The organism is Tahibacter sp., assembly GCF_032229445.1.
GTDB lineage: Bacteria > Pseudomonadota > Gammaproteobacteria > Xanthomonadales > Rhodanobacteraceae > Tahibacter.
In genome coordinates, this window is sequence record NZ_JAVTWC010000005.1 from 77,177 (window position 1) to 89,980 (window position 12,804).

The following is a 12,804-nucleotide window of genomic DNA, read 5'->3' on the forward strand; positions in this document are numbered from 1 at the left end:
ACCGGAGGAACTCAGCTATGGACAGCGCCACGAAGGCCGAGAAGGACGATCACGGGATCGCTGCAGCACCCGAACGCTCGTTGCGGTGGGCTCTGTTCCTGACCGGAACTTTTCTGATTGCGGAAGTCGTCGGCGGTATCGCCACCAACAGCCTGGCGCTGTTGTCGGACGCCGCGCACATGTTCACGGATGTTGCAGCACTCGCCATCGCGCTGCTGGCGATCCGCGTCGGGAAACGACCCGCCGACCAGCAACGAACGTTCGGCTACGCGCGGTTCGAGATCCTGGCGGCCACGTTCAACGCCGTGCTGCTCTTTCTCGTTGCGCTTTACATCCTGTGGGAAGCGGTGGACCGCTTCCGCACCCCAGCTCCGGTGCAGTCCACCGCCATGATGGTGATCGCAGCGCTGGGGCTCATCGTCAACGTGATCTCGATGCGCCTGCTTCAGGCGGGCAGCAAAAAGAGCCTCAACGTCAAAGGCGCCTACCTGGAAGTGTGGAGCGACATGCTGGGATCGATCGGCGTGCTGGCCGCCGGCGCCATCATCCAGTTCACCGGATGGACCCTTGCCGATCCCATCATCGCCGTGCTCATCGGCTTCTGGGTGCTGCCGCGGACCTGGGCACTGCTCAAGGACAGCCTCAACGTCTTGCTGGAAGGTGTTCCCTCGGGGCTCGCGCTGAGCAAGGTCGAGTCGGAAGTCCGCGCGATTCCCGGCGTCGTTGCGGTGCACGATCTGCATGTGTGGACGGTTTCATCGGGCAAAGCCCTGCTGACCGCCCACGTGGTGCGCGACGGCACCACCGGCGTGAGCGACGCCGCACTCCTGACAGCCGTCCGTACCCGCCTGAAGGATCTCTTCGACGTGCACCACGCCACGCTGGAACTGGAGCGCGTCGGTGCGATCACGCCGGCCGACTCCGTGGACGAAACCATCGATCATTCCTGACCGGCACGGACGCATCGTCCCGAACGCCGTCAACGCCCGCATTGCAGCGCTGGTGTGCTTGGCTTGGCGCGGCGCACGGCCGGTAAGCATGCCGTTGCGGTCCCGCGCGCACCGATTCGCCGCGGACCGCTCCAAAGTTTTGGCGACGGTAAATCGTTCAACAGAAAACGCTCAGAGGACAACCTCGCTGTTTGCAACTATCTAACGTTTTATGCGGAGGACGGGAAAATGGACAAACGGTACGTCCGGCCGCTGTCAAACGCCAACAACTGTGCGTAGACTGACGCCATGAAGACCTCCGCGCCTGCTTTGCTCACGCGCCTGCGCCGCCACCTGGTGGTGCTCAGCTGGGTCTTCGCGATACTGGCCTTGTCGCGCGCGGGTTTCTCGTCCGCCTGCTTTACCGACGGCGTGGTCGCACCCGAAACGGCTAAAGCCGTCCTCGTTGCCGTCGATCCCGACGGCGGCACGGATTTTCGCGACGGTGCTGGCGTTTGCTGGCACGGTCGGTCCGCAGGTTGCCATTGTTCCTGTTTCCACATCTGCGCCATAGCGCCAGAACTGCCGCTGCTTTCGGCCAAGGCGATCACCGAGGAGGATTTTGCTCCGGTGCCCGCTCCTCCGCTGCTCGTCAGCCGCGACGACCATCTGCGCCCCCCCATCGCCTGACAGATTCGACCGCGCTCCTGTGAGCGCCCGAGCGGACGCCTCCCGTGCGTCTCGCGTCAATCTGTTGGAGCCCCACCATGTCGTGGTCCTTTATGGCCCGCACCTGCCGCATTTTGTGGGCGGCGCTGGCGTGCATTTTTGTCGTACCCGTGATGGCGCAACAGGAGAACGGCACCCGTCTCCCCCGCGACGTCCTGGACCAGGCCCCGCCCGCGGTTCAGCAGGCGGTTCAAACAGCGTGGTCCAAAAGTCCCGCGTTGCGTGCTGCGCAGGCTCGTTTGCAGGCCGCTCAGGCGCGATCGCGGGCCGCAGCCCGGCCGCTCTACAACCCGGAGATGGAACTCACCGCCGAACGGGCGGACGTGGACACCCGCAGCGTCGGCCTGAGCCAGACGCTCGACTGGTCGGGTAAGCGCCGGGCTCGTGCCGACGTGGGCACGGCCGAACTGCGGGCGGCTGAAGCCGGCTTCGATCTGATGCGGCTCGAAATCGGTCTGCAGTGGCTTGGGGGGTACGCGGCGTTTCAGGTCGCTGGCGAACAAGTGGCTCTTGGCGGAGAGCGCGTGCGCATCCTCACGCAGTTCGAGTCGTTGGCGCAGCGTCGTTTCGCGGCCGGCGACATCCCGTCGCTCGAACGCGACCTGGCGACGTTGGCGCTGCAGGAATCCCGCGCGCAGCAAGCGGAACTGGTCGCCGATTGGGCGCAGGCGCAGCGGAGGTTGACCGCGATCGGCGGGGACGTGGAACGCTTGCCCGACTTGCCGCGCAACCTGCCGTTGCCCGCCGCACTGCCCGTGGCCGACGCGTTGATCGATACGCTGCCGGCGGTGCGGCAGAGCCGCGCCGAGACGGACGTTGCGGCCGCGAGCGTCACCGTGGCGCAACGGCAACGGCGGGCCGACCCCACCGTCAGCGTGAGCACAGGGCGTGTCACGCAGGGTGTGTTCCGCGACAACCTCATCGGGGTCACGGTGCGGATACCGCTGTTCGTCCGCAACACCTACCGCGACGAAGTCTCAGCCGCACTGGCCGACGCCGACGAGGCGCAAGCAGCTCTGAGCGATCAGCGCTTGCGCGCCGTGGCACAGGCCAACGAAGCGGGCACCGCCTACAACGCCTTGCGCGAGGCATGGATGACCTGGGAAAGCAGTCGGGCGAGTCGCTTCGGCGAACGCGCAGCCCTGCTGCAGCGTCTTTGGGAGGCGGGCGAACTCAGCACCGCGGACTACGTGGTTCAGCTCAAACAGAGCATCGATACGGAACTCACGGCGGCGAGCCTGCGCGCGCGCGTCTGGCAAGCCTGGGCCGACTGGCTAGGGGCAAGCGGACAACTCGTGGCGTGGCTGACCCCCGCTGCCGCACCGACCGACCAAGGAACGAATCCATGAAACGAGAATGGCTTCTGCCGCTGCTGCTGACCGGCCTGTGCGCTGCAGCCCTAGCGGAAACACCGCCGAGCAGCAGCCCCGCTGCGCCAACCGCAGAAGGCGTGGCCGCGAAAGGCCCGCTGGACATGGACGCTGCAACCCGCGCGCAGTTGGGCATCGCTACAGCACCGGTCGAATTACGCACGTTGGAGGACGAGCTCAAGGCTCCGGGCGAAGTGAAGGCCAACGCGTACGCCACGTCCCTGGTGTCTCCCCGCATTCCCGCGCAAATCGTCCGACGGCACCGCAAACTCGGTGATGACGTGAAGGTTGGCGACACGCTCGTCACCTTGTCGAGCGTCGACGTCGCCGAAGCACAAGGTTCCTACCTGGTCGCTGAGCGGGAGTGGCAGCGCGTTCAGTCCCTGGGCGTTGAGGCCGTGTCCGGCAAGCGGTTCACCGAATCTCAGGTGGCGCGCGATTCCTCGCGCGCCAAGCTGCGCGCCTACGGCGTGGGCGACGGCGAGATCTCCGCCGTGCTCAAGCAAGGGTCGTCCAAAGCGACCGGTGAGTTTTCGCTGGCAGCACCGCAAGCGGGCAGGATCACCTTCGACGACTTCATCGTTGGCGAGCGCGTGGAGCCGGGGAAAATACTTTTCACCGTCGTGGACGAATCAACCGTGTGGGTTGAGGCACAGCTGCCCCCTGCGGCGGCCGAGCAGGTCGTCGCCGGTTCCACCGTTCGCGTGCTCGCGCACGGCCAAACACTGCCCGGCACCGTGGTCCAGCTATCGCACCGCACTCAGGAAGGCTCCCGCACGATGCCCGCCCGCATCGAAGTTGCGAACGAAGGGGATCTGCTGCACACCGGTGAGTTCGTCGAAACCTACATCGCAACACGCACAAAAAAGCAGCTGATAGCCGTTCCGAGCGAGGCCATCGTGCAGCTGCAGGGCCAGCCGAGCGTCTTCGTCGTCGATGCGCGGGGGAGCTTCGATACCGCCTCCATCACCGCGGGGGAAGTCCGCGGTGCATGGACCGTCGTGACCAACGGTCTTGACGTTGGGACCGTGATCGCCGTGAAAGGCGCTTACGCCCTCAAAGCGCGCCTCCTCAAATCGCAGTTGGGAGAAGGCGATGGCCACTGAAACGCACGCACGGCAGGAGAGCCGGCCATGTTGAACGGACTCGTCCAACTTTCTTTGCGCTACAAAGTGCTGGTGCTGATTGGCTTTGTGCTGCTGGCGTTTCTGGGCTACCGCGCGGTACGGAACGTTCCGATAGACGCGTTTCCGGACGTCACGCCCACACAGGTCAACATCTACACCGAATCGCCGGGGCTCGCAGCGGAAGACGTGGAGCAACTGCTCACCTTCCCCGTCGAGTCGGCCATGGCCGGCTTGCCGAAGGTCCAGGAGATCCGTTCCGTCAGCCTGTTCGGGCTCTCCTACGTGTCGGTCTATTTCTCGGACGACATGGAAATCTACTTCGCGCGCCAACTGGTGAACGAGCGCCTCCAGGAAGTCGGCGATCGACTTCCTGCCGGCTACGGGCGCCCGGAAATGGGGCCCAACGCCTCCGGGCTCGGCCAGGTCATGTGGTACACCATCGAGCGGTCGGATGCGAAGCTGAGCGATCGCATTTCGGACATGGATCTGCGCACGTTGCAGGACTGGACGGTGCGTCTGATCCTGCGGACCGCGCCGGGCGTGGACGACGTCACGTCGTGGGGCGGTGGGGAACGGCAGTTTCAGGTTCGCATCGACCCCCTGAAGCTGATCAAGCACCAGCTGGGGTTCAAGGAAGTGATCGCAGCGCTGGCCGCCAACAACGGCCAGGTGGGCGGCAACTTCATCGACGTCGGCCGCGAACAGTATCTGGTCCGCGGGCTGGGACTGGTCAAGAACGTCGAGGACATCGGCAACATCGTTCTCAAAAGCGAAGACGGGACGCCGGTGTACGTGCGCGACGTCGCCACGGTGGTTGCCGCTGCAGCGCCACGCTTCGGGGCGGTAACGCGGGACGGCGAGGAAGTGGTGCTCGGCATGGCGCTGGCCCGCATCGGCGAGAACGCGAAGAACGTCGTCGAGGCCGTGAGTTCCCGCCTCGACACCGTCCGCGGCGCTCTGCCCGAGGGGGTGGTGCTCAAACCGATTTACGCCCGAACGGAGCTGGTCAACAAGGCCGTGGGACCGGCCGTGCGCGCGCTGGTTGAAGGCTCCATCCTGGTTGCCGTGATTCTGTTTCTGTTTCTGGGTGAACTGCGTTCCGCCCTGGTCGTCATCGTCGCCTTGCCGATGGCCATGCTCATCGCCTTCATCTGCATGGGCCAGGTCGGCATGTCGGCCAACCTCATGTCGCTGGCCGGTTTGGCGATCGGCATCGGCATGATGGTCGATGGCGCGGTCGTCATGGTCGAGAACGTGTTCCGCCTCATGGCCGAACGGCACGCGCACGGTGAACGCGTCGACAAGACCGCAACGGTTCTGACGGCGGCGCGCGAGGTAGCCAACCCCATCGCGTTCGCGATCGGCATCATCGTCGTCGTCTTTCTCCCGCTGTTCAGCCTCGAAGGTCTGGAAGGAAAGCTCTTCAAGCCGATGGCCATCACCATCAGCTTCGCGATGGTGGGCTCCCTGCTCCTGTCGCTGACGCTCATCCCGGTCCTGGCTTCGATGATCCTCAAGCCCAAGGAAGAAAAGGACACCTGGCTGGTCGCGCGCCTGAAGCGCGTTTATGCGCCGGTTCTCGGTTGGGCGCTGGCCCGCAAACGCACAACGCTCGGCATCGCTGCCGCCGCCCTGCTCGGCAGCCTGATGCTCTTTCCGTTTCTCGGAAAAGAGTTCATGCCGCAGTTGCAGGAGGGATCCATCATGTGGCGCGTGACCTCCATACCATCGACCTCGCTCGATGAGTCGCTGTCCGTCTCCAAGACCATCGCCGAGGCGTTCAAGAAGTTTCCCGAGGTGGAGACCACGCTCGCGATGATCGGCAGAGCGGAAAAGGGAGAAACCGCGGACGTCAACTACATGGAGATCTACACGGCGCTGCGGCCCGTGTCGGAGTGGACCACCGGACGCGACATCGCGAAGCTGGAATCCGACATGCAAGAGACGCTCGAAGCCGTCGTACCCAACACGGTGCCGAGCTTCACCCAACCCATCCAGATGCGCGTCGAGGAACTCATTTCCGGCGTGCGTGCAACCCTAGCGCTGAAGCTGTACGGAGAAGACCTCGGCGAACTGGACCGACAAAGCCAGCAGATCAAGGCGGTGCTGTCCTCGGTTCCGGGTGTTGCGGATTTGTCGGTTGAGGCCAACGCCGGCAAGCCGCAGATCCGGGTCAGCGTCGATCGACAAGCCCTCGCGCGCTACGGGCTGAACGCCGAAGACGTCCTGACCATCGTCCGCAACGGGATCGGCGGCGAACCGGTTTCGACGCTGCTCGATGGCGTCAAGCGCTTCGACATTTCGGTACGGCTGGACGACGCGTCCAAAAACTCCGTGTCCGCGATCGAACAAATCCCCATACGCACGCCTGCCGGGGCCATCGTTGCGCTGGGCCAAGTGGCCAACGTAACGACGGGCGAAGGCTATTCGTTCGTGCGCAGGGAGCAGCTGCAGCGGTACGCCGTGATTCAGATGGACGTTCGCGGACGCGACATCGACGGATTCGTCCAGGAAGCAAACGCCGCGATCGCGCAGAAAATCAAGATGCCCACGGGCTATTGGATGGAATGGGGCGGCGCGTTCGCCAACCAACAACGAGCGCTGGCGAAGTTGGCGCTGATTGTTCCGGCCACCATCTTCTTCATCTTTGTCTTGTTGTATACGGCCTTCAACTCCGTTCGCTACGCGGGTTTGATTCTGGCCAACGTACCCTTCGCGACCATCGGCGGCATCCTCGCCTTGGCACTGACGCAACAATACCTGTCGGTGCCGTCGGCCATCGGCTTCATCGCGGTCTTCGGTGTGGCGATGTTGAACGGCATCGTGCTGGTGAGCTTTCTCAACGAACAACGGGAACGCGGCCTGTCGATCCGGGAGGCGGTGGTTCAAGGCACCGCGTTGCGCCTGCGCCCCGTCATGATGACGGCCAGTGTGGCGGTGCTCGGCCTCGTTCCCATGCTGCTCTCCACCGGGGTGGGCGCCGAAACCCAACGGCCTCTCGCCGCCGTCGTCATCGGCGGATTGATCACATCGACCTTGCTGACCCTGGTGCTCCTGCCCGTCCTCTACGAGTGGATCGAGGTCCGTGCCGAGCGCCGCGCTGCGGAGAACACCCCATGAAACAGATCAAAGCGTTCGTGCATCGCGGCCGCGTCGCCGACATCGTGCACGCCCTGGAAGCCGCCGGCCATCGGCAGCTGAGCATCCTGGACGTGAAAGGCCTGCTCCGCGCGCTGAGCGAGCGTGAGCTGGAGTACTCCGTCGCGCTGGGCGAGAAGGTGACCTCGCAGGTTCAACTCGAACTGGTGTGCGCCGACGAAGACGTGGAACGCGCCCTGCAGGTCATCCGGACCTTGGGGCGAACCGGCCAAGCCATCGCAGGCTGGGTCTACGTCAGCCCGATCGAGCTGGGTTTCCCCATCGAGAGCAGCGACCCGCGCACATCGTCCCAGTAGGTGTTGGGCGCCGGGGCAATCCATTCGCGCAGGGACGCGCTTCACGGGAGGAGGAGTGAACATGAAGGCCGTATTTGCTTATGTGGATCGCGACTGCGTGGGGCCCATCGTTGCCGCGTTGCGCAAGAAGAACGCCGGAGGTTTGACGGTCGTAACGCTGGGCGGCGCGTTGTGGCCGATGACGTCAGCGGGGCGGTCCCACCTGCCCGAACTCGGGCGGGCCAGCCATTCGGACGTCAAGCTGGAAATCATCTGCGCCGACGAGGATCTTCAGAACGTCATCCCGGTCATCCGGGAGCATGCCAACCCGTGGAGCGAAGGCACGGCCTGCGCCTACGTGGTTGCGGTTGAAGCGACCATTCCGCTGCACGCCGAACCGGTTCCGCGGCCCGTGGATCCACGGGCGACGACCAGCGCATGACCGGTCGGGGCGACGCCACCGCGTGCCGCTCATGAACACCAGGGCACCCGATTGGGTCGGCGAACTGCTCGTTGGGCGCGGCTGGGCGCGGTTCGTGGGGCGGGTGGGCGGCGAACCCAGCCAAGCCTGCTCATCGGTGCGGCTGGTTGGGGCGGTGTGCTGCTGGAATCGGTTGACGATCCACAACGCTGAGCCACGCCGCTTCGCCGGTGCCGTCGTTGCGAACCGTGTCGCGGTGTCGATCGGGCCAGAACGGGACTACGCCGTTGTGCTTTTTGTGGATGCCCGGCTGCCGGTAGGACGTGCACTGACCCCGTTGCGGGAAGCAGCGTGGTCGCCGCTTTCCGCTCCCCGGGCAAAAGCCTGGCGGCGCGCCATCTATGGCCTGAGCGCATCGTCCAACCTGGACGAGGTTGCGGAACTCCTCACCGACCGGAGTCGCTCGCTTCCCGGCGCCAGAACACAGGCGATCCTGAAGTCCTGGGAGCACCTCACCACGGCGCTCGAAGCACGCCGACGACACAGAGCCGAGGCCGCAGGCAGCGGTGCAGATTTTTCGATGCCTCGCCACGACGACAGGGTTTTCCAGCGCTTGCTGGGCTTGCCGGCATCCAGGATCCACGGCTACCGCTAGCGCTCCGGTTGGCCTCAGACGTTCAGACGGGCGCGCGCTCGCGATGGAAATCGCGCAAACCAACGGCCGACATCAGGTGACCACGATGTGCACGCACAGCGTCGCGCCGATGGTCTTCGGGTTGGCCTTGCAACTGGAAAAGTTGCGGCACAACTCCTTGTCGCCGACGCTCAGCTTGATCATCGAGTTGGCGCGCCCCACGGGGCAGACGATGTCGGCGGACAATGCGTAGTAGCCCGGGCGAGGAAACTGGATAGGTATAGAAATTCTCCCACCGGCGGCGGCAAAGGCATCGTTGTCGAACTCATCACCGTTCCGGTCCACCGTGGCGGCCCGCGTCAACCGGTAGCCTCCCACGGCGGGACCGCATTCGATGGCCAGCGTCAAGCACAGCTCGTCGCTGCGGTGGAGGACGATCTGGGGTGCCATTCGAGAGCCAATTCGTTCGCCGCGTTCTATCGCCATTCCTCGTTTCCTGCGCTGGAACCACCGCTGCGTCTGCTGCTCGTTCAACATGCCGATCCCACGCGATGCGTCCCATGCCGTTGCCCTGACAACGACCGAGCCCTGACGCGAGGCTCTTGCCGCAAGCGCCACTGGGTCGTGTGCACGATGCAAAATCAGTCTACGGGCGGAGGCCATACAGCGGATTTACGACACGCATTAACCGCTGGGAGCGTCGTGAACGGGCGCTCTCACACGACGTCCAGAACGAGCGCGATCGAGGCGCCACTGCGTTTGCTGGAGCCTTTGAGGCTGACGTACTGGCGGTAAACTTCTACGGGTCCCGCCGTGATCTTGATCATCGAACCGGACGTCGCGCCCACGCACACGACGTCGGCCGACAAGCAGTGCTCGCCCTTTTGATGGAACCGCAGCGGTACCGCCACCCTGCCACCGGCCTCCACGAAGTGCGACCCATCGAACTCCAGCGTGCGCCGGTGGCCCGTTGCTGCGCAGGTGAGCCGGTAGCCGCCCACCGCGGAGCCGCTTTGAACGGCCAAGATCAGAATCACGTGCTCGCTCAACGACACCGTCAACCGCGGCGCGGTAGTTGATGCCGTTCGCTCGGTGCGAAAGATCGTCATGCAAAGCATCCTTGCAGCGGCACCTGCAGCCGCGTTCTTCGGAGCAACCGGGCGGCCACCACCGGCGACGCAACGCGCTGCCTGGACTCCGCTACGCATGGTTGCAGGCGTTTCGTCCACGCTAGCCCACATGGCAATACCTTCGGCTTACAGCCCGCGTAACCCTGGAGGGCCATCCGTGGATCGGGGGCGACGATGCGAGCACGGCTGCATCGCGCTCGTCCAAGGCCACTGAGCTTCCTGCCGTTCATCCGGTCACCGGCGGTGGTGCCGAACGCCGTCGTCGGACAACGCGAGAAGCTCTGTGGCCGACAGACCGAACAACCGTCGGAACAGCATCTGGCACTGACGTGCGGAACCGATGCCGCTTTCGCGTGCAGCGTCGCTCAAGGCGACACCGGCGCGGCACGAACGGGCCACCTGCCCGACCCGCGCCCAATCGCGCAACGCCGCCGCGTTCGCGCTTTCCGCCTCCAGGGATTCCTCCGGCGTCGTTTCGCGCTGGCCCGGAAGCAGGGCTTGCACGACGTCGTGGATGCTGCTCTCTGGCCTGATGGCGTAAATGGCCCGTCGCCAGAGCGCAGCCCTGTCGCGTCCCAATGCTTCCATCGATGCGGTGCGGCGGGGGTGTAGGCGGTACGCAGCGGCCAACCGGGCGTCCAGAAACAGCACCTGGGCGTACGGCCTGAGGCGGTCGATGGCGAGCGGCGCGTCCGAAGCCACGACGGCGCCGGCAAACCGGCGCGCGTCCGCCCCGTCGGTGCTCGATGCAACGACCCAGCTGCACATCGCCACCACTACGCGCGAACAGGCGCAGGCCACGGAAGGCGCGGAGCCAGCGTTGCCCACGAACCGCGCCCAGCCGGCGCCGACCAGCAGATCACCCGACCAGTGCGTCCCGGCGCGCGTGCTCATGCGGTCCTCCGCCGCAACGACCGACGCCCCGGAAACAGGCTCTGCAGCCGCATCGAAAACGCGCGCGTCTTCACGAGCGTCTCCCCCGGCGCGCAGCCGAAGGTTCGACGCTCGCCCGCTGCCTGGGAAAATGGAGCGCGAACACGGTTTCCGTCGCGTTGCGCTCCACGTCAACGGAGCCGCCGTGCGCGTCCATGATCTCCTTCACCAGCGACAGCCCCAGACCCATGCCGTCCTGGACGGACGACCCCTTCCAGAACCGTTCGAACAGTTGGGACGTGGCCACCGCGGGCAGACCCGGACCGTTGTCCATCACGCGGACGCAGCGGCTTTCCACGTGAATGCGCACGCCCTGCCCGGGCGCGCTGAACTTGATGGCGTTCTCCACCACGTTGCGCACCGCGATCACGACCGCCGAGGGGTCCGCATCGATCGATTCTTCGGACGGCTTGAACTCGGTCCCTATCTGCACGCAGCGCAAATCGGCGAAGCTGGCCAAGGCCGCGACGGCCTGTCGGACAAGGTCCGACAACTGCACGTGCTGAAAGCGGTAAGCATCGGCGTGGGACAGCTCGGCCAGTTGGGAGAGTTGGGTGATACCGCGCGTCATGCAGTCGATCTCGCGCAGCGCGTGGGCCTGCTGCGCTGGCGGTACGTGCAGCTCGACCGTGGCGCGCAGCACCGTGAGCGGCGTCTTGAGCTCGTGCACCGCGTTGGCAAGCAGCCGCTGCTCGCCGAGGTGAGCACGCTCCACGCGCGACAGCGCGTCGTTGAACGCACGCAGCAGCAACGCGAACTCCGGCGGCACTCGGGACAACGTCAGGCGTCCGATGCGATCGCGCGGGTTGATTCGGCGGGCGTCGTCAACCGCGCGCTGAAGCGGCAGGAATGCTCGGCGCAAATACAGTGCGACGGCGACGGAGACGAACAGCAACGCCAGCAGTCCCACGCCGATGGCCGACTCCATGCGAACGGGAACCGTCGCCTGGCGCATCAGTTCGTCCCATCGATGACTTCGCGCCACCTGCACCCAGACGTCGGCGCCGTTGACGCGCGCCGGCTGCGTCAGCACGTGCAGCGGCTCACCGTTGTCGGTCCACAGCGAAAACCGGGCAGCGGGCCGCTCGGGTACTCCGGGCTCGCCCATCCCCGTTCGACCGGCATCGGAAGCCATCAGCACGCGGCCGTGCGCATCGAGCAGCCGAAACTTCAGGTTGTCGGGGTAGGCCTCGTAGGACCACCCGCGCAGTGCCTCCCGGTCGATGGCGATGCCGCCTCCATCGACCGGCCGCAACGCACGCTCGACCGCGGCGGCCTGCCCGCGCAACGCGTCGCGTCCGAGCGATTCATCGGACGCGGAAGGGCCCCATGCGACGGCGAGCACGTAGCACAGCACCGCGAAGGCTGTGGCGACCGTGATGTCGCGCAGCAACCCAAGGCGGAGGCTACGCATCGGCATGCAGGCTCAGGCGGTAGCCCACGTTCGGCTGGTTTGTCACGCAAACCTTCGCGTCGGCCTCGATCAACTTTCGCCGCAAACGGTGCAGCGTGACATCGAGGCCGCCCTTGCCCACGTCGGAGCAGTGGCCGTAGACCTGGTCGAAGAGACGCTGACGGGTAACCAGCTGTCCTTGCGCTTCAGCCAGCAATCGGAGCACGTGAAACTCGCGCGCCGTCAGCACGAGGCGACGGCCAGCCAGGGTCGCCGTCATCACCTCGACGTCGATCACCAGCTCGCCCACCACGTGGAGCCGCTGAGCCAGTTGAGGCGGACGCCGCAACAGCGCGCGCACGCGCGCCAGCAACTCATCGACGGCGAAAGGCTTGGTCAGGTAATCGTCCGCCCCAGCTTCCAGACCGTCGACGCGGTCGTGCACCGTGTCGCGGCCCGTGAGTACCAGGCACGGAACGGGGTTTCCGGCGCAGCGCCAGCGACGAATCAACGACAAGCCATCGCCGTCGGGCAACTGCCGGTCCAAAATGACACCGTGGTAGTGCTGCAAGCTCAGTGCGTAGCTGCCCTGCGCCATGGTGGGAAACACATCCGCATCGAGCTGCGCGCGCGCCAGCGCTTCGCCCACGATGCGGCCGACTCGGGCATCGTCTTCAATCACCAGTATCCGCATGGAGTGGGCC

13 protein-coding genes are annotated in these 12,804 nt (G+C 65.5%); 8 read left to right on the forward strand and 5 right to left on the reverse strand.

Annotation, left to right across the window (positions count from 1 at the left end):
• Positions 1-17: 17 nt before the first annotated feature.
• The 8 genes from RUU78_RS01010 to RUU78_RS01045 all read left to right on the forward strand — a co-directional run bounded on the left by RUU78_RS01010 (position 18) and on the right by RUU78_RS01045 (position 8,665).
• A complete protein-coding gene (locus tag RUU78_RS01010; RefSeq protein ID WP_313912781.1) occupies positions 18-950 on the forward strand; it encodes a cation diffusion facilitator family transporter in 933 nt (310 codons plus the stop codon).
• Positions 951-1,238: 288 nt separating this feature from the next.
• Positions 1,239-1,619 (forward strand): hypothetical protein, encoded by a 381-nt coding sequence (locus tag RUU78_RS01015; protein WP_313912783.1) that lies wholly within the window; start codon positions 1,239-1,241, stop codon positions 1,617-1,619.
• 77 nt (positions 1,620-1,696) lie between these two features.
• A complete protein-coding gene (locus tag RUU78_RS01020) occupies positions 1,697-3,007 on the forward strand; it encodes a TolC family protein (protein ID WP_313912785.1) in 1,311 nt (436 codons plus the stop codon).
• Positions 3,004-4,134 (forward strand): efflux RND transporter periplasmic adaptor subunit, encoded by a 1,131-nt coding sequence (locus RUU78_RS01025; protein WP_313912786.1) that lies wholly within the window; start codon positions 3,004-3,006, stop codon positions 4,132-4,134. Before RUU78_RS01020 ends, RUU78_RS01025 begins: the two co-directional genes overlap by 4 nt.
• Positions 4,135-4,161: 27 nt before the next feature.
• Positions 4,162-7,275, forward strand: coding sequence for a CusA/CzcA family heavy metal efflux RND transporter (locus RUU78_RS01030; protein ID WP_313912788.1), 3,114 nt, complete (start codon positions 4,162-4,164; stop codon positions 7,273-7,275).
• Complete coding sequence (locus RUU78_RS01035) at positions 7,272-7,610, forward strand: P-II family nitrogen regulator (RefSeq protein WP_313912790.1); 339 nt, start codon at positions 7,272-7,274, stop codon at positions 7,608-7,610. Before RUU78_RS01030 ends, RUU78_RS01035 begins: the two co-directional genes overlap by 4 nt.
• Positions 7,611-7,665: 55 nt before the next feature.
• A complete protein-coding gene (locus RUU78_RS01040) occupies positions 7,666-8,031 on the forward strand; it encodes a hypothetical protein (protein ID WP_313912793.1) in 366 nt (121 codons plus the stop codon).
• 31 nt (positions 8,032-8,062) lie between these two features.
• The gene (locus RUU78_RS01045; RefSeq protein ID WP_313912795.1) at positions 8,063-8,665 is read left to right on the forward strand and encodes a hypothetical protein; all 603 of its coding nucleotides are present in this window, start codon (positions 8,063-8,065) and stop codon (positions 8,663-8,665) included.
• Positions 8,666-8,737: 72 nt separating this feature from the next.
• Here the strand turns inward: RUU78_RS01045 and RUU78_RS01050 are convergent, their stop codons facing one another.
• The 5 genes from RUU78_RS01050 to RUU78_RS01070 all read right to left on the reverse strand — a co-directional run bounded on the left by RUU78_RS01050 (position 8,738) and on the right by RUU78_RS01070 (position 12,794).
• A complete protein-coding gene (locus RUU78_RS01050; RefSeq protein ID WP_313912797.1) occupies positions 8,738-9,130 on the reverse strand; it encodes a hypothetical protein in 393 nt (130 codons plus the stop codon).
• Positions 9,131-9,360: 230 nt separating this feature from the next.
• Positions 9,361-9,753 carry a hypothetical protein gene (locus RUU78_RS01055; RefSeq protein WP_313912798.1) on the reverse strand — a complete coding sequence of 131 codons (393 nt, stop codon included), beginning with the start codon at positions 9,751-9,753 and terminating at the stop codon, positions 9,361-9,363.
• A 255-nt stretch (positions 9,754-10,008) separates the two neighbouring features.
• Positions 10,009-10,668: a hypothetical protein gene (locus RUU78_RS01060; protein WP_313912800.1), complete on the reverse strand. Its 660-nt coding sequence runs from the start codon at positions 10,666-10,668 to the stop codon at positions 10,009-10,011.
• A 70-nt stretch (positions 10,669-10,738) separates the two neighbouring features.
• The gene (locus tag RUU78_RS01065) at positions 10,739-12,127 is read right to left on the reverse strand and encodes a HAMP domain-containing sensor histidine kinase (protein ID WP_313912803.1); all 1,389 of its coding nucleotides are present in this window, start codon (positions 12,125-12,127) and stop codon (positions 10,739-10,741) included.
• Positions 12,114-12,794, reverse strand: coding sequence for a response regulator transcription factor (locus tag RUU78_RS01070; protein WP_313912805.1), 681 nt, complete (start codon positions 12,792-12,794; stop codon positions 12,114-12,116). Before RUU78_RS01070 ends, RUU78_RS01065 begins: the two co-directional genes overlap by 14 nt.
• Positions 12,795-12,804: the final 10 nt, after the last annotated feature.